Source organism: Pseudomonas sp. GW823-FHT02E01 (assembly GCF_058797535.1).
Genome location: NZ_JBXAJS010000003.1, coordinates 431291 through 454128, shown reverse-complemented (window position 1 = coordinate 454128; position 22838 = coordinate 431291). Strand labels below are relative to the sequence as shown.

Sequence of the window (22838 nt, the reverse complement as noted above, 5' to 3'; positions counted from 1 at the left end):
TCGGCCTCATGGGTTGGCGCAGTGGAAAAGATTGCCGTCACCCTAAGCAGGCGCCTACTATTTTTGAAATTTCATTTTCATATGCCTGGTATTTGTAATTTGAATTTAAAAAGCTTCGATCTGAATTTGCTCCGGGTGCTCGATATGCTGCTGCGCGAACAGAACGTATCGCGAGCGGCCGAGCGCCTGGCCCTCAGCCAGCCCACGGTCAGCAATGCCCTCGCCCGCCTGCGTTCATTGTTCGACGACCCCTTGCTGGTGCGGGTTGGCCGTCACATGCAACCCACCTCCCGGGCGCTGGCGCTTGAAGGGCCGATTCGCGCGGCCTTGCAACAGATCGAACAGACACTCAATGCCGGGGAAACCTTCGACCCACGCCTGAGCCAGCAGCAGGTGCGCATCGCCCTGACCGACTTTGTCGAGCAGCTGTGCATGCCGCCCTTGCTGGCACGCCTGGGAGAGCTGGCGCCAAACCTGCGTATCGACGTTGCTCACCTGGCCCCCAGCCTTCCTGCCGAGCTGCTGGATCGGGGTGAACTGGACATGGTTCTGGGACGCTTCGAAGAAGTGCCAGCGCGTTTCACCCGCCGGGCCTGGCACAGCGAAACCCTGCGGCTGGCCGTGCGCAAGCAGCATCCGCTGGCACACGACACACTCACACTGGATGACTTTCTGGGGCTGCGTCATCTCTGGGTGAGTGGCGGCCAGTCGCGCGGCATGGTCGACCAATGGCTGGGCAAGCAAGGCCTGTCGCGTAAAATCGTCTACACCACGCCCAACTACCTGCAGGCGGCGCACCTGGTCGCCCATTCCGACTTGAGCGTCGTCCTGCCGACCCAATTGGCCAATCAATTCGCGCAGTTGCTACCGCTACAGGTGTTCGAACTGCCATTCGACGTCGGCTCGTTCCACCTCGAACTGGTGTATCTGGCGCAACGCCAACATGAGCCGGCGCTGGCGTGGCTGATCGAGCAAATCCTGGCGGTGCGGCCGGCTTGAACGGACGCCCGGTATAACGCCTTGCCTGAGCCAACGCCTGGGGTTTGCCGAAGTGATTTTTCGGTTGCGCCAGACAACACCAGGAACAACGTCAAGAGCGACGAATTTCTAACGTAGCGCGTAACCCTCCAGGGCTGCGATTCTCCAGTTTGATCTGCCCGCCAAAGCGATCGGCAATGGCCTTGACGATAGTCAGCCCCAACCCTGCACCCTGATGATTTCCGCTGCTGTAGAAACGCTCGAAAAGCCGTTCACGATCCTGCTCATTGATGCCCGGCCCCTCATCTTCGACAGTCAGTTCGTAGCTATTTTCCTTTTCTACGAGCCTGACGGTGATCACTCCGTGCCGGGGAGAGAAATTCGCCGCATTGGTCACCAGGTTGTTCAAGGCAATATCGATCGCAGCGGGGTCGACTCTGGCAAGACTGATGTCGTCCCTGACATCAAAAACCAGCTCGAGCCCCTTGCTCAGTAGCCAGGGCGTCAACTGAACCAGGCTTTCGCGAACGGTGCTGGCCAGATCAATAGGCACAGGCGCTTTAGTCCCTGCTGTAGGCTCTATACGAGCCATCGTCAGCAATTGGTTAACCAGTCGGCTGGTACGGTCCACGCCGGCAATCAAGAATTCGAGCGATGCGCGACGATCCGCTTCACTCCCCGCCGCCATCAGGTTTTCAGCGTGGATCCTGAGCACGGCCAGTGGTGTACGCATTTCGTGGGCGGCGTCGGCGATAAAGCGTCGCTCGCGCCCCATGACGTCCTGAATTTGCGCGAGCATACGATTGAGGGCGGCCTGCATGGGCTCAAGCTCAGTGGGTAGCGGCGTCAATTGCAAGGGTTCGAGTGAACCGGGATGCCGGGCCCGCAGCGTTGCAGCCATATTGACCAGTGGCTTGAGTCCCCAGCCGATGGCCAGCCAGATCATGGCGGCCAGCAACAAGCTCCCCAGGATATTGGGCCACAGTGTGTGGCGTACGATGCGGTCCACCAAGTCCATTCGCACGTCGTCCCGTTCGCCCACCCAGATGCGCAGGTTGTTCTCCTTGTCTACAAGCAGGAAGGCACGCCAATGCCGGTTGTTCAGGTCGACTACATCGCTGAAACCTGGTGTGACCGCGGGTGTGCTGAAGGACGGAGAACTGGCCGTATGTACCAGCACTTCGTTCCTGGCGTTCCAGACCTGAAACGCAATTTTCGTTTCATACGGATGCCCCTCGCCCCCGGGCGTCGCCTCGTTCAGGGCCTGGTTGAAAGCCTTGTACAGATCCGCATGTTCCTTGCTCACCATGGGCATACGCATGACGCCTTGTAGCAGGCGAGCGTTCTGGGCCAGATGGGCATCATAGACTTCGGCGATTTCGTGGTTGCTGTCGTGCAGATTCAACACACTGATCACGGCCAGGCCAGCGAGCATCAGGCCGATGATCAGGACCAGGGTCCGACGCCGGATAGAGCTCATCGACGCTCCTCCACCAAGTAGCCGATACCACGGACGGTGCGGATCAGATCGGTGGAGAACTTCTTGCGCAGGTGATGGATGTGCACTTCCAGGGTGTTGCTTTCGGCCTCCTCGTTCCAGCCGTACAGCAACTGCATCAAATGATCGCGAGTCATTACCCGACCCGGTGGCGAGAGCAGTTCGTGGAGCAACTGGTACTCCTTAGGTGTCAGGGCCACTGGCTCGCCTTTGTAGCTGACTTGCTGGGTGCCGGGGTTCAGGCTGATACCTGCGTGCTCGATCAGCGATTGTCCACGCCCGGCACTGCGACGAAGCAACGCACGTATGCGCGCCTTCAATTCTGCCAGGTCGAAAGGCTTGATCAGGTAGTCGTCGGCGCCGGCATCCAGACCGGCGATACGGTCTTCGGTGGCATCGCGCGCGGTCAGGATCAACACCGGCAGATTGGAACCGCTGTCACGCAAGCGCCTGAGCACTTCGAGACCGTCCATGCGTGGCAGGCCAAGGTCGAGCACCGCCAGATCGAAGATTTCACTGCGCAGCGAGTGCAAGGCGCTGTTGCCGTCCTGCAACCAGTCGACGGTATAACCTTCCCGGCTGAGGGCCTGATGAATACCCTCGCCGAGCGCCACGTCATCCTCTATGAGTAATAAGCGCACAGGGTCTCCTGTCAGCCGAGTTTCTTGTTCACATCCACCAACAGCGTCTCGATCTCCTTGCGGCGCCCGGCGTCAGCGCTCTCGCGGCCAGGACGAGGCGCAGCCTGCAAGGCTTTTTGCAGCGCTGCCCTGGCTTCAACATAACGCTTCTGACGGTAGAGGTGATCGCCCCAGAAGTACAGGCTGTCGATGCCGTTGGGGTTCATTTGCAATGCCAGCTTGAGCAACTGTTCGGCCTTGTCCGAATCGCCGAAACCGATGGGCCAGCCCGGTACGCGGTCATAGAGGGCCCCCAGACTGGTATAGGCTGAGCCTTGCAGGGCCTTGGGGTCCAGAGTCAAGGCTGTTTCCAGATCGGCTTTCGCATCCTTGACCTTGCTCAGCGCACCCAGCCCACCCTGTGCGCCCGCCCAGCTACTGGTGACGATGCCAGACCAGATCCAGGCCTCAGCCACCGTTTGGCGCTCCTGCTTGAAACTCGAAGCCTGAGCGGCCAGCTTTTCAAAAGCCGCGGTCCGTTGCCCCTCGGGCAACTCGTATTGAATGTGCGCCCAGCTTTGCTGGATACCGTTGAGGCGCTGCTGGTCGGCGGGGTCCAGCGCCCAGACGCTCTGGCTCATTGCGCCAAGCAGTAGGCAAGCGATGATCTTTCTCATGGTTTGACATTCTCCTGGTCGGGTTTCTGGCTCAGGCGGCGGATCAGGGGCAATTGTTTGCGCAACCCACGGTCCACCAGATGGGGCAAAAAGCTGTTCAGGCGTACAAAAAAACGTTCGGGCCAGCCCAGGTACAAGTCGCGACGGTCACCGGCAATGGCGTGAATCACTGCGGCCGCCACGGCTTGCGGATCGTCGACATTGGTCTTGAGCGCATCATTCAGCGCCTGGGCCGCCGGGCTGTTCATGCTGGTACGGGTCGCTCGCGGGGCGACGTAAAGCACACTGACCCGAGTGTCGGCCAGCTCCCGGCGCAGGGCCTCAGAGAACCCGCGCAGGGCAAACTTGGTGGCGCAGTAACTGGCGTAGCCGGGGTAGCCGATGGAGCCATAGGTCGAACCGACGTTTACCACCATGGCACTGGCGGCTTGCTTTAGCTGCGGCAACAAAAGTTTTGTCAGGCACATGGGCGCACTGATGTTCACCGCGAGCATCGAATTGATCTCGCTGTCGTCCAGCTGTTCGAGCATGGCGAAATGATTGACCCCGGCGGCATTGATCAGCAGGTTGATGCCACCGGTGCCCTGGGCCTGCGCCAACACCTGACGGCGGTCGGAGAGCAACGTCAGGTCCGCACGGACCCAACTCAGGTTACCGGGATAACGCTCAAGCAGCGGCACCAACGGTTCCCGATGCCGAGCCACGGCCAGCACCTGGGCACCACTGGCGCACAGTGCGGTGGCAATGGCCAGGCCGATGCCGCCGCTGGCACCGGTCAACACGACGCGAGCTTCAGACAGGCGCATGCAGATTCTCCCCGTTACGCGGCAAGCCACGAAACATATCGGTGTAGAGCCGGTACACCACTTTGGAGGCGTGAATGACGGCGGCCTGGTCGCCCGGGTCATCCAGACGGTTCATCAGTCGACGGTAGGTCTGCATATGTTCGATATCCAGTGAGCCGTGGGAACTGAGGTAGCTGAAGGCGCTTTCCGGCAAGTCCAGGCGCCGGCGAATGCTGCCGGCGGCGTGTGTGGCCAAGGCGATGCTCGTGCCTTCAAGTACGTTGACCATGCCGAACAGACCCACCGGATTGTCCCTGGCAATCAGATCGTAAAGGAAGCTGACCATCAATTCGATCGGCAATGACGGGCGTCCATCCCGTACAGCGGCTCTGTCACCGCCGCAGGCTTCAATATCATTGAGTACCCATTGTTCGTGGCCGTATTCGTCCTCGATGTATTCACATACCGCTTCGCGCAGCCATTCCAGACGTGATGCCAACCGCGCACCACAGGCCATCATCAACGGCACGGTATGGCGCACGTGGTAATAGGCCTGAGCCAGAAAGGCCCGGTAACTTTCCAGGCTGACGTCGCCCTCCAGCGCATCACGGATGATCGGCAGGTTGAACAACTCAATGCGTTCTTGCTCAGTGGCTTTTTGCAACGTGTCAAAAAAACTCATGGTGCGGATTCCTCGGAAAATGCAGATTCGCTCAATTGCCCCCGGTAGCGTTCGACGATGGCGTCACGGCGGGGCCGGCCATTGGCGGTGAGCAAGCCGTTGGTGGCAGTGAAGGGTTGGTCGAGCCGGCTCCAGTGGTGGACCTGGGCGTACTCGGGCAAAGCCTCGTTGGCCTGGGCCACGGCGGCGGCCAGTTGTTCGTCGGTGCAGTCCGGGCGATACGGCCAGAGCAGTGCATGGTTATGGGGCATGGCCTCGCCATAGACGAAGGCCTGGGCGACAGGCCCGCGCTGGGTCAATTCGGCTTCCACCCACTCGGGGTTCACGTTGCGCCCGAAACTGGTGACGAACTGATGTTTCTTGCGTCCCTTGAGGTAGAGAAAACCCTCGGCGTCGAACTCGCCGAGATCACCGCTGGGCCACCACTGGGCGGTGTGCGGCGCCTCTCCCAGATAGCCCAGCAAGGTTGAACCCTTGATCAGCACTTCGCCGTCCTCCGCCAAGCGAATCTCTACATGGGGCAATGGCCGTCCAACACTGCCGGGGCGCCGTGCTTGCGGGCGATTGAGGCACACGACCGACGCGCACTCCGACAGCCCATAACCTTCATGGACGGGGATGCGCACGCGTTGGGCGCGATGCAGTAGATCTTCGCTGACCCGGGCGCCGCCCACGGCGGCAAAACGCAGGTGCTGTGGGTCGAAAGCCTTTTGCTCGGCAGCGTTGACCAGCATCAGCAACAACTGCGGTACCAGAACCAGACTCTGGGGTGATCGGCTGGACAGGCAACTCAACAATGTCGGCACATCCACACCGCTGGCGCCTTCAATTCCCAGGGTTTTCGGGCCGGGCAGGCTCAAGGTAGCGCCGGCATACAGTGCGGCGTAACAACCGATGTTCTCCAGCAAAATGGCCAGCGGCAGCAGCGCCAGATGGTGTTGCGGATCGGTGGGTTTGCTGGCCAAGTCCAGCTCACGAGCGACCCGCAAAATGCTGTCTGCACTCAAGCACACGCCCTTGGGTGTGCCTGTGGTGCCCGAGGTAAAGGTCAACTTGGCGGTGCCTTCAGGCATCCGGTTCGAGCCACTGAACGTGCGGCGCCAGAACTCGCCGCACTTCTGATATCCAGCCGCTTGCAGTTCATCCTGCAGTTGCGGCTCGGCAATGACGAGCTCGGCCTGGCTTTGCTCCAGGCAATGCCTGCGTTGCCCCGGACTGAAAAAAGGCGGCAAGGCCACACAGGTCAAACCCTCGAACAACGCGGCCAGGTCCCAGAGCAGAGCCTCGACGCCATTGTCCAGCGTCAGGGCGACCACCCTGACCCGTTCATCGCGCAGGCGCTGCTGGCGAAAAATGACCTCGGCATACAGCGTGGCGTAGTCCAGCTTCAGATGATCGCCCCACAACGCAATGGCGTTGGTTTTTTGCTCAGCATGATTACGCAGGGTCTGTTTGAAGCGCTCCATTTCAGGCGACATGGCAGGCCCCTTCAATAGAGGTCGGCAAGCCCAGGCGACTGAACAGGCCAATGTTGCGCAAATGAATGAAACCGGAGCGAACATTGCCGAAATGAACCCACGGTTTGCTTTCGTAGTAACTGCCCCAGGCGTGGCGGTCCTCGCCCAGACGCGCCGGGTCGGCAGCACACAGGGTCACGGGCTTCAAGCCAAGGCGGTGAAAGCTATTGACCAGCCCCAGGTTCCCGGTGAAGGCAACCCATTCCAGCCCCCCCATGGCCAGCAGGTAGGTCATCGCGATGATGCTCATCCGTGCGCTGCCGGTGTCGCTGGCAGCCAGATTGCCTACCTCTACGATGGCTGAGCGGCTTACGGTCTGGTCGGCCGCGGCACTGATCAGCGGATCGATCGCATCGTCCAGGTAACCTTCCAGGAACAGCGGTCCGCTGCGCGCCAGACGCACGCCAATCACCGCGCAAAGCGCGCCGGACGCCTCGCTCATGCCAAACAGCTCCGGCATGAAGTGGCGAATATCGGCACCGTGGGCCTTACGAAAGCGTTGCTGGATAAAGGCTTCGAAGGCACTTCGTTGCGGGGCGTCCGGCAAGGCCCTGACGAGATACATCTGCTGCGCTTCGGTCAGGCCAAAGTGCAGCGGCAACTGAACGTTCCAGTTGAAATCGGACATTGAAAACATCTCCCCCGGATCAATTGGGGAGAAGTATCAAAGGCATTTCTTAACGAAGTCTGAAGGTGAAAAAACGATTGTCGCCTTGGTGACAGTCCGTAATGACATGCCATGGCCTGCTTCAGGAACGGACTTAGGCCAACAAATACGGGGGTTTAACCGGAGCCCCCGACTGGCTGGCCACAGTTACTCATGGCGCGGACGCTTATGCGCCTTCCAGTTGATCGCGCAAAAACTCGATGAAGCGCTGGGTTTTCGCCGGCAACAGGCGCGTCTCGGTCAGCGCATACACTGAAACCGAAGTGGCGTGCCATTGAGGCAAGACCTTAAGCAGCTTTCCATTGATCAGGTCTTGCTCAGCGATGCTCTCGGGCAGCAAAACGATACCCAGGTCCAGTGGTCAGTATCCCTGCCCTCACGCACTAGTCACTTCTGCCAACAGCGGGCACCGATTAAGTCGGGACGAATGAAAGCAGCCGGTCATCGACACATTCAGAAAACAGCCACTTCTCCTGGCCCAGACGCCCCGCACAATCGCACCCTTTATTGGGGGATATTCCCCGTCATCGGGGTATTCATCCTGGCTGCTCATACGCCAGTTTGAAGCCCGCGGACAAGGGGAGCGTGGCGTAGAGCCATTAGTCACCTCCTGTCACTTTCGGCGGGAAATTTGCATCGTTCCCATCCCGGCTCGAAATCAAACGTTTCGCCAGCCGGGCCAGGAGCCGTGGCTCGTTGCTCATCTATTGCCACGCTCCGAGGAACCCGTCAGAGGTGTTTGCGATGAAACAGGACACCGGAAGGTTGAATCCTAGTCTTTTGTCCAAAACCAGGCTGGCGCTGAGTATCTCTGCTGCCGCGATCATGTTGGGGCTGGGCTTGTCCCAGACCCAGGCAGTCCCCCTCGACAACACCGATCCCCCGCCTCCTACCGACCCATCGGCGTTCACCAATCCGCCCGCCGACCCCAATGCCGCATTGAGGGACTTGCTCAAGCAGCCTCCCGCAAACGTCGGCGCCTTCGACTTACCCAATGGTGTGGCCGGTAACCGCCAGACCCCCTTGGTCGACAATGTGCTGCCACCCGATCTGCAACCCAGCTTCAATATCCCCACCAACGGTAATGCCAGCCCGGTGTTCGGGGTTCAACCGTTCACACAGAAGCTTGAGCTTTTCGAGGAGTTCGGCTCGAACAAACTGGATGCGGCCGACCCTCCATCACCTGTTCCGTTTCCGGTTCCGACGCTGGGGCCCGCACCGGCGCAGGATCCCTTGAAGGTGGCGCGTAGCGGCCCGTCGCCGGCTGCGCTGGATGCCTTTCTCAGGCAGCCAGCTTTGACGCCCTTCCCGACAGAGTTCTCCAATGTACTGGACCGCAACCCGTGGAAGGCGCAGATCGAGGATTTCCTCAATCGCCGAGTCGATTCGCCCGCAGAAGGCCGGCCACCGGGAAAAGGTTGGTCGCACCAGCGTTTCAATGAGTTTTTCCCGCGCAACGCCTTCAAGACTGTGCAAGCAGGCGCGCACGTCAACAGCGGCTTGCGTGATCGTATGCAACGGCATAACTACGCCGTGGGGGAATTTGCGCCAGGCGGGCTCTATCACAACACCAGCGGCAACCCGGCCAACGAGGGCACAACCAAGGGCATACAAGTGCAATTTCACGACAACTTCCCTGTCCAGGACCATAATGCGCTGTGGACATTCGACGGCACCTTTCCGCCCAAACTGCTGCAAGTACGCTATGGCCAGGCGATGCTGATGCGTCATTACGATGCCTTGCCCATTGACCCATCGGCCAACCGGGGCTTTGGCCTGCACACCATCTCCACCCACGAGCATAACGGCCACTCGCCCGCGGAAAGCGATGGCTTTGCCAACGCGTTCTTCTTCCCGGGTCAGTACTACGACTATCGCTGGCCGATCCAGTTGGCCGGTTACGACAGCATCAATACCAGCGCTCAGGATCCGCGTGCGGCGTTCCCGTGCGACCCCGGTGAAGAGCTTTTCGTCAACGACGCCAACCCCGGCTTCAAGACCTGCGACCGCGGCACCATCAAGATCCGTGGCGACTGGCGCGAAACCATGAGCACCCACTGGTTCCACGACCACATGCTCGATTTCACCGCGCAGAATGTCTACAAGGGCAATGCCACGATGATGAACTACTACAGCGCCGTGGATCGTGGCAACGAGTCGGTCGACGACGGGGTCAACCTGCGCCTGCCCAGCGGTTCGGGGCTGGGGTGGGGTAACCGCGACTATGACGTCAACCTGACGATCGCCGACAAGGCCTGGGACAAGGCCGGCCAGTTGTGGTTCAACCCCTTCAATACCGACGGTTTTCTCGGTGATCAGGTCCTGACCAACTGGGAGTACAAGCCCTTCCTGGACGTGCGTGCCCGCCGCTACCGTTTGCGCATTCTCAACGGATCGGTTTCTCGCTACTTCAAGCTGGCGTTGGTGCGTCAGGTCAATGGTAATGGTGGCGAGTTTCCTGGCCCGAAAAGCTCCGGGGTTTCATACAACCGGGTGCCGTTCCACATGATTGCCAACGACGGCAATATCATGGAGCACGCAGTGCCGTTCGATGGCAGCCTGGACCTCGATGGCGACGGCGACACACAGGACCACAATGCCATTTTGCCGATACAGGGCATTGCCGAACGCTATGACATCGTCGTCGACTTCGCGAAAAACGGCATCAAGCCGGGCGACAGGATTTTCTTCGTCAACATCGAGGAGCATGAAAACGGCAAGCGTCCCGAACGTGACATTCCATTGGCGGATGTACTCTCCGGGAAGTACCTGCCCGTTGTCAGGCAAACCAGCCACGGGCCACAGTGGGTCAACGGTGACCCGGGTGTGGGCGTGTTCATGCAACTGAACGTCAAGCCTTACACCGGCCAGGATGTCAGCATGAATCCGGTCGACTTCGAGCCCGCCAAGCCTGGCAAGCCCGAGGGCAAGTTCATGATCCCCCTGCCCTTGCACCGTGATGACCCTGCCGATATCGCCCGGCTTGCCCAGGCGCGGCACCGCACCTTTATCTTTGGCCGCTCCAACGGCACGGATTTCAAGCCCTGGACGATCAAGACCGATGGCGGCGAAGGCTTCAACATGGACCCGCGCCGGATTTCAGCCGCACCACAACTGGCCACTGGCCCGACACCGGCAGGGTTCAAGGGTGAAGGCACGCTGGAAATCTGGAAGATCGAGAACGGCGGCAATGGCTGGAGTCACCCGGTGCATGTGCACTTCGAGGAAGGGATCATTCTCACTCGAGGTGGCAAGACACCACCCGAATGGGAAAAAGGGGCGCGCAAAGATATCTACAATATAGGTCGTCATCCTGAGAGCCTCGACAATGTCGAAATGGCCATCCGCATCCGTGAGTTTGCCGGTACCTACATGGAGCACTGCCACAACACACAGCATGAGGACACGTCGATGCTGCTGCGCTGGGACTCTGAGCACCCGGGCCAGTTCCAATTGATGCCCACTCCATTGCCAAGCTGGGACGGCGTGAGATTCGTGGCCTCGGTTGCGTTACCGACATTCCGTACGGGAGATGGTGTGGGACCACAGGTCGAGGTCGACAATAACCAGGAAGATAGCAGTGGCAGCGGTAGCGGTAGCGGTAGCGGTAGCGGTAGCGGTAGCGGTAGTAGCGGCAGCGGTGTTAGCGGAGGCAAAGGCTAGCGGAGTCTCTGCTCAACTATCTGAGCAATGCGGTGAAGTTGACCGAGCGTGGGCACATCCTGGTTGAGGTGTGCCTGCGCCAGGTCGGCTTGAAAGTCGACGGTGCGGACATGGTTGGCAGACTTCGACGGGGACTGGGCCACCACAGTCTGCATGTTGATTTGCTGCGCAGTTACCAGCCCCACAAGACCCATTTGCTATAGCGCGAGTTACTGGATGCAGTGGCTATCCGTGACGCGTTACCTGTTCGACGATGGTAATGACATGTTCATTCTTTGTAGTAAGCGCTAGCGTCGTCGAGTTTCAACTTCGCGGGTATCGCCCGCTTCGCCGTATCGGATCCGGTCGACAGGGGTACGCTCTGCGTGACATTGGCCATCCGGGTGATTTCCACCTGCAGCTTATCCTTGCCGAGCAGATAGTCGGCCAGCTTCTGGGAAAACGGCCAGTAGTTCAGATCGGCTGTCAGGGTCAGCGGTCCGACGGCGTCGGCCGGCACCAGGAAGGAGAACTCCCCGATATTGTAGCCCTTGGGCAGAATGCGATTGTCCGAGAGTATCTGCGTGGCATTCCAGACCTCGACGTCCAACGGATTGCCGTTCTTGTCGCCTATGTGCACTTTGAAATTTCGCGTGTTGACTTCAGTCTTGCCGTCCTTGATCGAACCCAGGCGATAGAGCTCGCGACCACTGGCATCCTGCACCCGAAAATCGATCCACATCTCCCGCCCCTCGGGAAAGCCGGTTGGCAGCTTGTGCCCTGCGCCGACGTTGGTCACTTTGACGGCTACCGAGGCGTATTGTCCGGGAATGATGGCGGCCGGCAGTTGCTGGAACGTTATTTGCGCCGCGCGCGCGAGCATGTCGCGTGCGCGTTGCGCGCCCTCCTCCTGACCAAGATGCTTGAGCATCGTCGCGTTGGCTCCGCTGAACCAATGCGAGGCCACCTCCTTACGGTCTGGCCCCATGATCGCGGCCTTGCCCGCAAAGCCCGGCATGTGGCAACTCTGGCAGGTCACATTGTTAAGGCTGTACGTGCTCTCCTGCCATTCGTCATAAGTGCGCTCCACCGCCACGCTGCTGAACGGGTGCGTGACGTTGTGGCAGGTGCCGCAAAAGTCCGAGCGCGTGTGCAGAGCGGAATACACGGTGTCGTGATAAGGCGAAACGGCATCCTTGCGCGGGCCGAACTTGGTCGGTTTGCCGTGCGCTCGCGGGCTCAGAACATAGGCGCCGTTATCGAGGCCCGTGCGGGCACTGATGTTGTGGCAGGTGTCGCAATCGACCCCGGGCATCGGATGATTCTTCGCACTGTCTTCAATCGAGGAGCGGTTGACTTGCGAAGTGATCTGCCCGGTGGTGAGACCGATCGGGGTATGGCAGCCGGTGCAGAAGTTATCGACCTTGCCCTCGGTGGCCGCGCTCGCACGCTTGAGCAAGGCCCGATAGATGGGCTCATCCCAGGCCTGGGACATCATCGACGAGCGCCACTGCCTGTAGATCTCCGTATGGCAAGCGCCACAGACCTGGGCATTGTCGAAGTCCTTCACATTCAAGACCAGGTTGCCGGTGGTATTGGCCCGATGCGGAAAGAACGGCATCGCGCCAATCACATGCATGAGCCTGGAGCGTGCCGGCTCCAGCCACTTCTCATTGTTTTGATTGTCATCGCCCTGAAGTTCGTCAGCCGCCACCAGCGTTACCGTCAGCAGGCAGGTTAGAAAGCACAACCGGTGCAGTGCTACCTGCGCACACGTATGTCTGGAGTGGCTCATAAGCATTTCCCCTGGACGGTTGCAGAGGATGACTGCAGTAGTTCTATTGAGTAAGCCCGGTATTGAGAAGCCAGGGCTACTTCGTGATGCAAACCGATGGCTACAGGCAATCACTCAATGGAGTACTGACAGCTCCACAGCATCCCGGCCCTGCACCTTGCATGAACGGGACAAGCTCACTCAGCAATTACTCTGCCAGCGTTGTATAAAATAGGCGCGGTGACCTGAAAGATCCGCAAACATTGACCAGCGATTGAAGTAACCGGTTAATGAACATGCGAATACCGCTGAGCAATAGCCCCCATTAGTGGGGGGCTCACTCCGAATCGGGGGGTGTCAGACGGGAGGGCCAGGGTTTCTCTGCGGGGTGCGCCTCGCAAATCCGGGGCTACTCACTTTACTCGATACGACTTACTCTCTGTCCTTGGTCGATCGAATGAGATTGCCCCGTAACTTCACAATGGCCTTCTGCATCTGCACGAAGTCGTCGGGATCAAGACCGGTTTGCGGGAAGCCGTCTTCGGTGAGACCTTCGCGCAGTTTTCGCCCCTCTTTGGTCAGACTGATCCGCACCTGGCGTTCGTCTTCCGGGTCGCGCTGGCGCATTAAATAACCCATCGCTTCCAACTTCTTCAGGATCGGCGTGAGGGTATTGGATTCGAGAAACAGCTTTTCGCCGAGGCTGCCAACGGTCTGGTTGTCTTCCTCCCACAGCGCAACGAGGGTGATGTATTGCGTATAGGTCAGGCCGAGCCGTTCGAGCATCGGCTTGTAGGCCTTGCCGAAGGCCAGGTTGGTGGAATAGACCGCAAAACACAGGAAGTCGGTGAGTTTGAGATCCAGGGCGGATGTCTTGTCGGTGTTTTTCATGGGCGTTCTCCTGGCTCAATCTTGCGAGACCGAAACTATACGTCGTACGCGATGGTATCGGAAGTGCGTATAAACGCCGACGGCCAGCTCACCGGGGAAATCCCCGGTGAGCTGGCCGTGTAGTGGGTTATGCCGTCAGGACGTTGATGTCGACATCAATATTGCCGCGTGTGGCCTTGGAGTAAGGGCAGATTGCATCGGCGTTGTGGGCCAACTCGGTCGCCACTCCCTGGTCCAGCCCCGGCACCCGCAAGGTCAGTCGGGCCTGGAGGAAGTAAGCCGCGCCGGTCTGGCCCAGGTCCACTTCAATGTCGACGGCGGTGTCGGTCGGCAGTGTCACCTTCATCTGTTGGGCGGCCAGCCCCACCGCTGCGATGTAGCAGGCCGACCAGGCTCCGGCGAACAGTTGCTCGGCTTTCGGGTGCGGCTGGACGGCGGTGAGCACGTGTGCCGGTGTATCGCTGCCGGGGGACGACAGCACGATATCGAGGTTGCCGTTATGACCGCGCGAGGTGTTGCCCGCGCTGTTATGAGTGGTGTGGGTTTTGCCGCTGGCCAGTACTTTTTCGATCTTGCTCATGATGATTCCCTCAGGATTACAGTGAGTTATGTTCGTGCACGCTTTTATCGCATGCGATATTAGTGGTGCATCCAGGCATCACGCCGTAATCACGTTCAGGGCAACGTCGATATTGCCGCGTGTGGCTTTGGAGTAAGGGCAGATGGAGTCGGCAATGTGCGCCAGTTCGGTCGCGACATCGTGTGCCAGCCCTGGCACTCGCAGGGTCAGTCGGGCCTGAAGGAAATAGGCCAGACCAGTCTGGCCCAGGTCCACTTCGATGTCGACGGCCATATCCGCCGGCAACACGATACTGCGCTCCTGGGCCACCAGCCCCACTGCCGCGGTGTAGCAGGCAGACCAGGCACCGGCAAACAGTTGCTCGGCTTTCGGGTGCGGCTGTGTAGCGGCAAAGACGTGGGCTGGCTGGGCGGAACCCGGTGACGACAGTTCGATATCGAGGTTGCCGTTGTGACCGCCGACACCGCTGTGGGTGGTGTGGGTTTTGCCAGTTGCCAGTACTTTTTCGATCTTGCTCATGGGGACTTCCTCAGGACTTGATGTTTTGTGCGATTATATCGCATGCGATATTTACGGCATTTAAAAAGACAACGTTCATCAATTGGCGTGTGCAATGATCCAGTTGTTGCCGTTTTGGCCATGGGAAGCGTGAGCGGTTGAGATAAACATTGTGCGGCGGCTTCCAGTGTTCATGGCTGAGTCTCCAAACGGCAGGGGTTGTCGTTATTTTTAATCGCTATCGATCAAATCGTATGCGATGGATGAATATTCAACCAAAGCTCCAATGATGTCAAAGTTTATTTTGTGCCTTGCCGATGAGCGGTAGACGCGAGATCAACCTCGCTACCCTCTCCCTTGCGGAAAGGATGATGGGCTTCTCACCGTCCGGCCCTCCGGAGCCCCCGGTTACGCGCATCGGATCGCTTTCACCCATGACAATCAACGCTTTGGCGCTGAAGTGAAATGGACGTTTTTCTCTCGAAAAAAAACCGGCCATTCGAGCCGGTTCTTTGATTTCCTGAGCCCCACACGCAAAAACCCCCTCACAAGGAGGGGGTCTGATGTTTGAAAGGTTCAGACAGGTTCACCCGTCTTTTCCTGGAGTCTCGTCAGTTCAGCGCAGCGCAGGAATTCCCGCAAACAGCCACGAAGTTTCTTGAACCGGAGTTGCTTCGTTGCGCTTACGCGCCCACTGGGTCAGCGCCACCATCATCGCAAAGCCGAGCACGATCAACACCGGATAGGCCATCAGCAACTCGGTGAGCGAATACTTCCAGGCCAGCGGTCGACCGACACCGAGCATGGCGGCATACAGCCAGGACACGCCCGACAGTGCGCCAGAGAACAGGGCAAACATTCGCACATTGATCTGTAGATCAAGCAGCGAACCGGCCTTCAGCATTGCCGGCAATACATAGCGGTGCAACAACATGCCGTTGAACGTCAGCAACATTACAATAATAACTTTTGCTTGAAGTTTCGGATTGGCAAAATAGGTCATGCCTTTTTCAAGGTAATCAATACCTATAATCGCAGCTCCGGTGACCCACAAGAAGATCAACGCATTGGAAACAGACTTCTGAAGACTGGCCATATGTTCATTATCGTGCCCCGACGACACGCGACCTTTCAATAAGTCCTTTACCATTGCCGCATCGCTGGCAAACACCAGGCCAATAGCTACGCAGCAAGCCAACAGGTGAACGTACACTACGCCTAAACGCAAAAACTCCATGGATTCTTTCTGGCCGATCAGGCCGATAATTGTACTAATATCCAAGATTACATCTCCACTTATTGCGGCAGTGCAAATTGACCATGCCCCAGGCATGCGAATTAATTAATTAATTGCGCCTGCACGATCAAGTTCGCATTGATTGAATCAACTAAATAATTTGGTATTACAAGAGAGAGCGACTCGCCCAGCAAGTCAGTGATGACGGCATACTATCACTCCAGGTCTCAGGTAAAAAAAATCCCCATGCGCATTCCATTCAATGCAGATGAGGTATACGTCCATTTTATTAGTGAGTGCAGCGCGAACTGTCAAAGGATCCGCCTGCCGGTAAATCAGAGCGAAGCATATCAAAATCGTTCACTTTTTGAGCAGTACGCTCGACAAACGGTACTAAATTCAACACCTGGAGGTACCTGTTTTCCTGGCTGAAACCTGCATAGCTACGGTGCTGAATCGCTTCACTTGGCATACCGAAAAAAAACCCGCTATTGCGCTGAACTTTCGTCGCCAGCCCCGACCAATGGCGAAAATTGCCTACTGGTCACCGGCAAATTCGAGTCGCCTGAAGGGGCCGTCGACGCGTCTCGCTCGACTCAGCCACACCCACGCTGAATCGAGGTTCTTTTTGGGCGGTGCCCCAGGCTTGCTCAAGCCAGCAATTGGGTGATCCACCGGGCCTGCCGAGCGATGTCCTGCACCGTCTCCTCGGGCACGGCCTGCTGCGCCAGGGCAAAGTGGCTCAGGGTCTTCTGTTTCTGGCGCAACTTGCGCTGCCACTTGACCAGGAACGCCGGGCTGCGGGTCTGCATCTGCAACGGGCCAAAGTACAGCTCCTGGGCGGTGTAGATCACCGGCCCTGCGCGTTCGGCGACGATGATTTCGTAGTCGAAACGATTTTCCCGCAGCACTTCCTCGCAGAGGATGCGATAGCCATTGTCCATCAGCCATTGGCGCAGTGGCTGCTCGCCGCCGTTGGGCTGCAGGATCAGGCGCTCCTGACCGCTCAGGTACGCCTTGCCACTGTCGAGGATGTCACGGATGGTTTCGCCGCCCATGCCGCAGATGCTGACCGCTGTAATCCCGTCTCCCGGCTCGATTGCCGCCAGGCCGTTGGCCAGGCGCACGGTGATTTGCGAGTCCAGGCCGTTCTCGCGCACAGTGCGGTTGGCCGCATGGAACGGCGTCAACGCCACCTCGCCGGCCACCGCCGCCGCAATGGCGCCACGGCGCATCAAGGCCACCGGCAGGTAGCCGTGATCCGAGCCGATATCGGCCAGGCGCGCACCGGCTGGCACATAGGCAGCAACGCGCTCCAGGCGCATGGACAATGTCTGTTCGTTCAACTGCGGCCCCTTTTCACCACTAACGTCCGGCGACTTGGGCCGGATCGGGGCGTGATTCTGTCGAGCAATGCCGTGCATTTCAAATTTATGTGACCAGGGTCATGGCCCTTTTCACGCAATCACTTGCGCATACACCGATCTGTCGACGTTGCCACCGGAGAGAATCACCCCCACCCTTCTTCCCGACATGGCTTCACGCTCCGAGATGAGCGCTGCCAACGCCGACGCACCGGCCCCTTCGGCAAGGTTATGGGTATCGGTGTAATACACGCGCATGGCTTCGGCGATCAGGTCATCGCTGACCGATACGATCCGCGCAGCACCTGCCGCGTAGACGGCAAAGGCTTCAGGAATCGGCTTGCGCACGGCAAGGCCGTCGGCAAAGGTGTTGGCCGAGGCGGTTTCGCAGATTGCGCCAGCGTTAAACGATAGCTGTGCAGCCGCCGCCTGCGTGGAAACCACGCCAACCACTTCGGTTTCCAGACCCAGCGCATTGCGGGCGGCGATCACCCCGCAAATCCCCGATCCACAGCCAATCGGTACATAAACGGTATCCAGGTCCGGTGCTGCGTTGAACAGTTCCAGCGCATAAGTGGCGACGCCTTTGACCAGCTCGGTGTGAAACGGCGGAACCAGGAACAGGTCCTGCGCGTGCGCCAGACGGGCAGCCTCTTCACGGGCATCATCGAAGTCGCGGCCATACTCGACCACTTCAGCGCCAAAGCCGCGCATGGCGTTGTTCTTTTCTACCGAGTTACCTTCCGGCACGACGATCAACGCCTGCAAACCCAGTGTGCGAGCCGCCAGTGCCAGGCTCTGGCCATGGTTGCCGCGGGTCGCGCTGACAATGCCCTTCGCGCCCGGGTGCTCGCGCTTGAGCCAGTGCATGAACGTGATACCGCCGCGCACTTTGAAGGCACCGGTAGGCGTGTGATTTTCGTGCTTGACCCACACCGTGCAACCCAACCGCTGAGCCAGCAAGGGCCAAGGGTACTGGGCTGTGGCGGGCATGACCTGGTAAACGTGGCGAGCAGCTTGTTCGATATCGTCGCGAGTCAGTGTGTACATCGGTTATCTCCCGGGGATTTTGCCCAGTCTGAACACGGGTGCCGTATTGCGGCTTTCAAAAAACCGACCTGACTTTTGTCCCCCCTCTTCACTACTATGGTGTCCATGAGTCATCGAAATCGCCCGCCGCCACCACGCTTGTCCGAACCGGTCCGTCGTATCGAGGCCGGCCCTTGGGCGATCGAATTGCTCCCCGGTTGCGCCTACGCGACCCGCTATGTCGCGACCCAGGCGGGAATCGGCTTCGCCTTCGACAGCCAGCGAGGCCTGCACGCCATCGGCAGCGACCGAATACGCCCCTTCGATGCCGTGCCCAACGGCCTGGCGTTCGTCCCCGCCGGGTGTGACGTGTTGTCCGAATCCCCCCAGGGCGGCGAATACTTGCGGGTGATTCGCACCGATGGCATGGCGTTGATGGGGGATCGTGCCTTCAACAATCGCATCGACCGGCAGGCCACCGCTCTCGCGTGGCGTATGCGTGCGGCGCTGTTGCTGTCCTCTGTGGAGGACGATTGGGAGGCCTGGGCACTGGCATTGTCCGAACGGGCGACCGGTAGCGAAGCGGTGTCGACAACACCCCATGGCTCGATAACCGGCAGCCGGATGCGCTTGCTCGATGAGTTCATTGATGCAGGCCTCGAAGACCCGTTGAGCGTACCGGCGATGGCGGGCCTGCTTGGATTGTCCGAAGGGTATTTCATGCGGGCCTTCAAAAACGCCACCGGCAAAAGCCCGCACAGCTACCTGATCGACCGACGCGTCGCCAAGGCCCGTGCCCTGATGCGCGATTCGACCGCCACCCTGACGGAAATCGCCTACGCCTGCGGTTTCAACTCCCAGGCGCACATGGCGACCACCTTCAAGCAACGTCTTGGAGTGAGTCCGGCGCAGTTGCGTCAGTCTTTGGGGTTAGAGCAGATTGAAAGCGAATCCCACGCCAAAGCTGACCTGCTCGGCGTGGCCAAAAGAAACTGAGGAACCCAGGGAATCGAACGGTGTCGCAGCGGTCCAACACGCGGCAGCACAATGGGCGCGAGACGCCCAACGTATTGCCTGCCGACCGCCTTTGCCCATGGGAGGACCCATTGCCAGCTATTTTTTTGCGTCAAGTTTTCCGGTTAGCGATCGTGCTCTTTTGCGCTGGCACCTCGTCCTCGGTTTTCGCCTGCCCGGCCGGGCAGTATCAGGTCTGCATGGTCGCTTGTTTTTGTGCTCCAGGTTCCGAAGAGGAAGCTGGAACGATCTTCGACGACATGAACCAGATGGCGGCCTCTGGATTGCAGAACTGGATTGTGCAATCGCGCAACACCGCGGCAACCGGCGATATCCAGCCAATCCCGCTGAATATCCGGGCCCAGCTCGAACCCTACTATGACATTCAAGTGCTCGATTCGGTTCGCTACAAGGTAGGCGATGATGTGGAGCTGAACGCCGCACACACCATGCTGCAGAATCCTGATGTACGTGCGGTCACCCTTATCGACATCATCGTCTTTCGAAATCCCGAAGATGCACTTAACGATGTCGCGCTGTGGGCGCATGAGTTGAAGCACGTGCAGCAGTACCAGCAATGGGGCGATCGCGAGTTCGCCACTCGTTATACCCGTGATTACGAAGCCGTCGAGGCGCCTGCCTACGAGATTCAAGCCCAGGTAGCCAGAGCGCTACGAACCAGCCAGGCTCGGGCAGAATCGCCTCGATATCCTTGAGCAAGGATCAAGCCTGGTCAGGTAACCATGAAGAGGTGGCACCGCCCCTTCTCATGCGGATTGTCTGCGCCAGGTGCCGGGGGATGTGCCGAATTGGCGTTTGAATGCGCGACTGAACGCGGCTTCGGAGTCGTAGCCAACGGCAAAGCCGATTTGCGCCACATTGCCGCGACCTTCGCGCAACTGTTGAGCCGCCACGTGCATGCGCCACAGCGTCAGGTATTGCATCGGTGGCTGTCCAACCAATGCCGTGAAGCGCTCGGCGAACACCGAGCGCGACATGCCCACTTCGAGCGCCAGGGCTTCTGCCGTCCAGCCTTCGGTTGGACGGGCATGCAATAGTGCCAGTGCATGGCCGATATGCGGATCCCGCAACCCCGCCAGCCACCCACGCCGCTCAGCGGGAAGGCTGGCGACATACTGGCCGACGGCTTCGACGAATAGCAGCTCCGATAGCTTGGCGATGACCGTTGTCGAACCGACGCGGCCCGCCGCGATTTCACTGACAGCAAAACGAAAGGAGCTTTCGATCCAGGTGCCCGAAGCCGTCGCGCGCAAATCCAGCTTCAATAAGGAAGGCAACGACGAAAGCAACGGACTGAAGGGTGTTTCTGAACCGAGGAACCCGCACAGCAACTGCGTGGCCTCGCCGCCCCCGCCGTACTTGATCCGTGATATGCCGCCGACTTCTGGCGGCTGGATGACTTCTCTGGCCGGCATGGGCGCAATGCTCAGGTCGCTGCCAAAAGAATGTGCGTCGTTGCGAGGAAGCAAAACGAGTTCGCCTGCCCCTACCTCGATGGCGGCACCACCGTCGATTTGAATTTGCATGCGCCCAGCGGCGACAAAGTGCGACGCAATGATGTGTCGAGGTGCCGCCAGGAACGGCTTGCAATCATCTGCCGAGATTCTGCCGTTGATGCACCAGGGCGCAGTGAGCTCCGCCTCGAGGAAGACCCCTCCAGACAGCCGAATCACACGCAACACATCAGAAAGCGCATCCAGCACTTGACCGCCCTCCTTTCCGGAGTCCGGAGCAGGTTTTCAGGCGCACCGGTCATTCACCGCCTGAACTGCGACGCCTAGATTAGCACCAACGCGGAATCAGCGATCGAAACTGTCCCCAGAGGCTTCACCCAGGGTCATTGGCTCCGACGTCAACCGAAATTGCCCCATTCCAACGGCACCAGGGCAGCAGGAGATCCATATGAACAGCGTCGTTACCCTACCCGGTTCAGCGTCAGGCAACACCGCCCGTTATGCGCAAATGGTCAGGTCATCGAAAAAGTCCGAATGGCAGATCGATCGCGATCTGCTCCAGGACCGCAGTTTCGACTTCTCGCGCAAATTCCTCCCCGACGGACTGTCGCAGGTCGACCGCCTGACCTTTCTCGATGCGGCCCAGGCGCGCCTGCTCAGTCAGATCCAGGGCCGGACCTATGCATACATCTTTGGCCTGGTCGAGCGCTTTATCAGTGCCAAGATGCTCGATCAGGGTCGGGCCCATGTATTTGACAATCAACTGGCCCTTGAAGCGCTGGTGCGTTTTTCCAACGACGAGATCAAGCACCAGGAGTTGTTTCGGCGCATGGAGACGATGATGAGTTCGAAGTTGCCTGCGGGATATCGTCAGGTTGCCGATCCAAACGAGGTGGCGCGCTCGGTACTGGCGGCCAGTACCTGGTCGGTGCTGGCGCTGACCTGTCACATCGAGCTGTTTGTTCAGGCGCACTACGTGCAAAGCATCGCCCCGCGCGAGGAACTGTGCCCGTTGTTCAAGGATGTCTTCAAATTCCACTGGAAGGATGAAAGCCGGCACGTCGTACTCGATGAGCTGGAATGGCAGGACGAGCACGCGAAACTCTCGTCGGCCGAGCACGACCAGGCAGTGAATGACCTGATTGCGCTGGTAGCGGCCGTCGACGCGATCCTGCAGGCACAATCGGCAGCCGATGCCGACTACTTCATCAGTCATGCTTCACGATCGTTCAGTGTCGATGAGACCGCGCAAATCAAGGCCTGCGTACTGAGCGCCTACCGCTGGCAATACATTATCTCGGGTGTACGGCATCCACACTTCGGTCGACTGCTGACGCAGATGACAACGCCAGCACAGATGTCCAGGATTCAGACCGCTCTGGCCCCCATCATGAGCAATTGACCGACAGCGCGCGACTGACTGCTCGTCGGTCGCGCTGCGGGACGACGTGCTGACAATGAACCATCGAGGATGGCGGCCATGACGATACCGATGTGGATGCTGCTTGGGTTTGCGACCTGGACCTTGCTGCTATTGATGGCAACCGTCGGGGTTTATCGCTGGGTCGCAATCCTGTTCTCGAGTGTTCCGATCGCCTCTTTCCGAAGCGATCGGCTCGAAGGCGAAGATTGGTATCGCCGCGGGACAAGGGCCCACGCCAACTGTGTGGAAAACCTGCCTGTGTTTGGCGTCATCGTGTTCGTGATTACAGCCCTTGATGTCAACGGCGCCGCAGTGAACTACTTGTCCACACTCGTCCTGATCGCTCGCGTGTGCCAGTCATTGGTTCACGTCTCCCATGAGCAAACCAATGCGTTCGTGGCAGTTCGGTTTGCCTTCTTTAGCGTTCAGTTGGTGTGTTTTCTTGCGCTCATTGTCATAGCCGCTTGTTATGGCATATGAACAGGTG

Annotated in this window: 22 protein-coding genes and 1 pseudogene; 6 read left to right on the top strand and 17 right to left on the bottom strand. The window is 59.0% G+C overall.

Features of this window, described 5'->3' with window-relative positions:
* The first annotated feature begins 81 nt into the window (after positions 1–81).
* Complete coding sequence (locus AC1RDQ_RS09300) at positions 82–999, top strand: LysR family transcriptional regulator (protein WP_090455129.1); 918 nt, start codon at positions 82–84, stop codon at positions 997–999.
* Between the two features lie 91 nt (positions 1000–1090).
* Here the strand turns inward: AC1RDQ_RS09300 and AC1RDQ_RS09295 are convergent, their stop codons facing one another.
* The 8 genes and pseudogenes from AC1RDQ_RS09295 to AC1RDQ_RS09260 all read right to left on the bottom strand — a co-directional run.
* On the bottom strand, positions 1091–2458 hold the full coding sequence (locus tag AC1RDQ_RS09295; protein WP_150813186.1) for an ATP-binding protein: 1368 nt from the start codon (positions 2456–2458) through the stop codon (positions 1091–1093).
* Positions 2455–3117, bottom strand: coding sequence for a response regulator (locus AC1RDQ_RS09290; RefSeq protein ID WP_057714885.1), 663 nt, complete (start codon positions 3115–3117; stop codon positions 2455–2457). Before AC1RDQ_RS09290 ends, AC1RDQ_RS09295 begins: the two co-directional genes overlap by 4 nt.
* An 11-nt stretch (positions 3118–3128) precedes the next feature.
* Positions 3129–3773 (bottom strand): tetratricopeptide repeat protein, encoded by a 645-nt coding sequence (locus tag AC1RDQ_RS09285; RefSeq protein ID WP_154909016.1) that lies wholly within the window; start codon positions 3771–3773, stop codon positions 3129–3131.
* A complete protein-coding gene (locus AC1RDQ_RS09280) occupies positions 3770–4579 on the bottom strand; it encodes an SDR family oxidoreductase (protein WP_159389897.1) in 810 nt (269 codons plus the stop codon). The genes AC1RDQ_RS09285 and AC1RDQ_RS09280 overlap by 4 nt, the downstream gene beginning before the upstream one ends.
* A complete protein-coding gene (locus tag AC1RDQ_RS09275; protein ID WP_090455124.1) occupies positions 4566–5240 on the bottom strand; it encodes an iron-containing redox enzyme family protein in 675 nt (224 codons plus the stop codon). Before AC1RDQ_RS09275 ends, AC1RDQ_RS09280 begins: the two co-directional genes overlap by 14 nt.
* A complete protein-coding gene (locus AC1RDQ_RS09270) occupies positions 5237–6718 on the bottom strand; it encodes an AMP-binding protein (protein ID WP_492587024.1) in 1482 nt (493 codons plus the stop codon). Before AC1RDQ_RS09270 ends, AC1RDQ_RS09275 begins: the two co-directional genes overlap by 4 nt.
* Entirely contained in the window at positions 6708–7385 is a 678-nt protein-coding gene (locus AC1RDQ_RS09265; protein WP_150813190.1) for a thermostable hemolysin, read from the bottom strand. Before AC1RDQ_RS09265 ends, AC1RDQ_RS09270 begins: the two co-directional genes overlap by 11 nt.
* Before the next feature lie 205 nt (positions 7386–7590).
* Positions 7591–7782, bottom strand: a pseudogene (locus AC1RDQ_RS09260) (LysR substrate-binding domain-containing protein); the annotation flags it as partial.
* Positions 7783–8168: 386 nt separating this feature from the next.
* On the opposite strand from AC1RDQ_RS09260, the gene AC1RDQ_RS09255 reads away from it, so the two are divergent.
* Positions 8169–11087 (top strand): multicopper oxidase domain-containing protein, encoded by a 2919-nt coding sequence (locus AC1RDQ_RS09255; protein WP_492587022.1) that lies wholly within the window; start codon positions 8169–8171, stop codon positions 11085–11087.
* A gap of 268 nt (positions 11088–11355) precedes the next feature.
* Here the strand turns inward: AC1RDQ_RS09255 and AC1RDQ_RS09250 are convergent, their stop codons facing one another.
* The 8 genes from AC1RDQ_RS09250 to AC1RDQ_RS09215 form a co-directional block, all read right to left on the bottom strand.
* Entirely contained in the window at positions 11356–12861 is a 1506-nt protein-coding gene (locus AC1RDQ_RS09250; RefSeq protein WP_492587020.1) for a multiheme c-type cytochrome, read from the bottom strand.
* Between the two features lie 411 nt (positions 12862–13272).
* On the bottom strand, positions 13273–13731 hold the full coding sequence (locus AC1RDQ_RS09245) for a MarR family winged helix-turn-helix transcriptional regulator (RefSeq protein WP_057714893.1): 459 nt from the start codon (positions 13729–13731) through the stop codon (positions 13273–13275).
* 127 nt (positions 13732–13858) lie between these two features.
* The gene (locus tag AC1RDQ_RS09240) at positions 13859–14311 is read right to left on the bottom strand and encodes an Ohr family peroxiredoxin (protein WP_057714894.1); all 453 of its coding nucleotides are present in this window, start codon (positions 14309–14311) and stop codon (positions 13859–13861) included.
* A gap of 78 nt (positions 14312–14389) precedes the next feature.
* Positions 14390–14830, bottom strand: coding sequence for an Ohr family peroxiredoxin (locus AC1RDQ_RS09235; RefSeq protein WP_223502248.1), 441 nt, complete (start codon positions 14828–14830; stop codon positions 14390–14392).
* A 271-nt stretch (positions 14831–15101) separates the two neighbouring features.
* The gene (locus AC1RDQ_RS09230) at positions 15102–15308 is read right to left on the bottom strand and encodes a hypothetical protein (protein WP_492587018.1); all 207 of its coding nucleotides are present in this window, start codon (positions 15306–15308) and stop codon (positions 15102–15104) included.
* Positions 15309–15425: 117 nt separating this feature from the next.
* A complete protein-coding gene (locus AC1RDQ_RS09225) occupies positions 15426–16046 on the bottom strand; it encodes a hypothetical protein (RefSeq protein ID WP_223502260.1) in 621 nt (206 codons plus the stop codon).
* Between the two features lie 650 nt (positions 16047–16696).
* Positions 16697–17392, bottom strand: coding sequence for a tRNA (adenine(22)-N(1))-methyltransferase (locus tag AC1RDQ_RS09220; RefSeq protein WP_492587016.1), 696 nt, complete (start codon positions 17390–17392; stop codon positions 16697–16699).
* 111 nt (positions 17393–17503) lie between these two features.
* Positions 17504–18460, bottom strand: a complete 957-nt coding sequence (locus tag AC1RDQ_RS09215; RefSeq protein WP_492587015.1) for a threonine dehydratase — start codon at positions 18458–18460, stop codon at positions 17504–17506.
* Positions 18461–18556: 96 nt separating this feature from the next.
* On the opposite strand from AC1RDQ_RS09215, the gene AC1RDQ_RS09210 reads away from it, so the two are divergent.
* Together AC1RDQ_RS09210 and AC1RDQ_RS09205 are read left to right on the top strand one after the other, a co-directional pair.
* Entirely contained in the window at positions 18557–19435 is an 879-nt protein-coding gene (locus tag AC1RDQ_RS09210) for a helix-turn-helix transcriptional regulator (protein WP_492587151.1), read from the top strand.
* Between the two features lie 119 nt (positions 19436–19554).
* Complete coding sequence (locus AC1RDQ_RS09205; RefSeq protein WP_371319466.1) at positions 19555–20169, top strand: eCIS core domain-containing protein; 615 nt, start codon at positions 19555–19557, stop codon at positions 20167–20169.
* A gap of 51 nt (positions 20170–20220) precedes the next feature.
* Here AC1RDQ_RS09205 and AC1RDQ_RS09200 read toward each other — a convergent pair whose 3' ends face one another.
* Entirely contained in the window at positions 20221–21177 is a 957-nt protein-coding gene (locus tag AC1RDQ_RS09200; RefSeq protein ID WP_492587014.1) for an AraC family transcriptional regulator, read from the bottom strand.
* A 199-nt stretch (positions 21178–21376) separates the two neighbouring features.
* On the opposite strand from AC1RDQ_RS09200, the gene AC1RDQ_RS09195 reads away from it, so the two are divergent.
* Positions 21377–22330, top strand: coding sequence for a hypothetical protein (locus tag AC1RDQ_RS09195; RefSeq protein ID WP_492587013.1), 954 nt, complete (start codon positions 21377–21379; stop codon positions 22328–22330).
* A 78-nt stretch (positions 22331–22408) separates the two neighbouring features.
* A complete protein-coding gene (locus tag AC1RDQ_RS09190) occupies positions 22409–22831 on the top strand; it encodes an MAPEG family protein (RefSeq protein WP_057716609.1) in 423 nt (140 codons plus the stop codon).
* Positions 22832–22838 lie beyond the last annotated feature (7 nt).

What these genes read in the sequence shown, in the direction of transcription:
- AC1RDQ_RS09225 (WP_223502260.1), bottom strand. Translation starts at nt 16,046, where the DNA reads ATGGAGTTTTTGCGTTTAGGCGTAGTGTACGTTCACCTGTTGGCTTGC.
- AC1RDQ_RS09230 (WP_492587018.1), bottom strand. Translation starts at nt 15,308, where the DNA reads ATGGCCGGTTTTTTTTCGAGAGAAAAACGTCCATTTCACTTCAGCGCC.
- AC1RDQ_RS09195 (WP_492587013.1), top strand. Translation starts at nt 21,377, where the DNA reads ATGAACAGCGTCGTTACCCTACCCGGTTCAGCGTCAGGCAACACCGCC.
- AC1RDQ_RS09270 (WP_492587024.1), bottom strand. Translation starts at nt 6,718, where the DNA reads ATGTCGCCTGAAATGGAGCGCTTCAAACAGACCCTGCGTAATCATGCT.
- AC1RDQ_RS09250 (WP_492587020.1), bottom strand. Translation starts at nt 12,861, where the DNA reads ATGAGCCACTCCAGACATACGTGTGCGCAGGTAGCACTGCACCGGTTG.
- AC1RDQ_RS09215 (WP_492587015.1), bottom strand. Translation starts at nt 18,460, where the DNA reads ATGTACACACTGACTCGCGACGATATCGAACAAGCTGCTCGCCACGTT.
- AC1RDQ_RS09275 (WP_090455124.1), bottom strand. Translation starts at nt 5,240, where the DNA reads ATGAGTTTTTTTGACACGTTGCAAAAAGCCACTGAGCAAGAACGCATT.
- AC1RDQ_RS09235 (WP_223502248.1), bottom strand. Translation starts at nt 14,830, where the DNA reads ATGAGCAAGATCGAAAAAGTACTGGCAACTGGCAAAACCCACACCACC.
- AC1RDQ_RS09210 (WP_492587151.1), top strand. Translation starts at nt 18,557, where the DNA reads ATGGTGTCCATGAGTCATCGAAATCGCCCGCCGCCACCACGCTTGTCC.
- AC1RDQ_RS09245 (WP_057714893.1), bottom strand. Translation starts at nt 13,731, where the DNA reads ATGAAAAACACCGACAAGACATCCGCCCTGGATCTCAAACTCACCGAC.
- AC1RDQ_RS09265 (WP_150813190.1), bottom strand. Translation starts at nt 7,385, where the DNA reads ATGTCCGATTTCAACTGGAACGTTCAGTTGCCGCTGCACTTTGGCCTG.
- AC1RDQ_RS09285 (WP_154909016.1), bottom strand. Translation starts at nt 3,773, where the DNA reads ATGAGAAAGATCATCGCTTGCCTACTGCTTGGCGCAATGAGCCAGAGC.
- AC1RDQ_RS09190 (WP_057716609.1), top strand. Translation starts at nt 22,409, where the DNA reads ATGACGATACCGATGTGGATGCTGCTTGGGTTTGCGACCTGGACCTTG.
- AC1RDQ_RS09300 (WP_090455129.1), top strand. Translation starts at nt 82, where the DNA reads ATGCCTGGTATTTGTAATTTGAATTTAAAAAGCTTCGATCTGAATTTG.
- AC1RDQ_RS09295 (WP_150813186.1), bottom strand. Translation starts at nt 2,458, where the DNA reads ATGAGCTCTATCCGGCGTCGGACCCTGGTCCTGATCATCGGCCTGATG.
- AC1RDQ_RS09240 (WP_057714894.1), bottom strand. Translation starts at nt 14,311, where the DNA reads ATGAGCAAGATCGAAAAAGTACTGGCCAGCGGCAAAACCCACACCACT.
- AC1RDQ_RS09255 (WP_492587022.1), top strand. Translation starts at nt 8,169, where the DNA reads ATGAAACAGGACACCGGAAGGTTGAATCCTAGTCTTTTGTCCAAAACC.
- AC1RDQ_RS09280 (WP_159389897.1), bottom strand. Translation starts at nt 4,579, where the DNA reads ATGCGCCTGTCTGAAGCTCGCGTCGTGTTGACCGGTGCCAGCGGCGGC.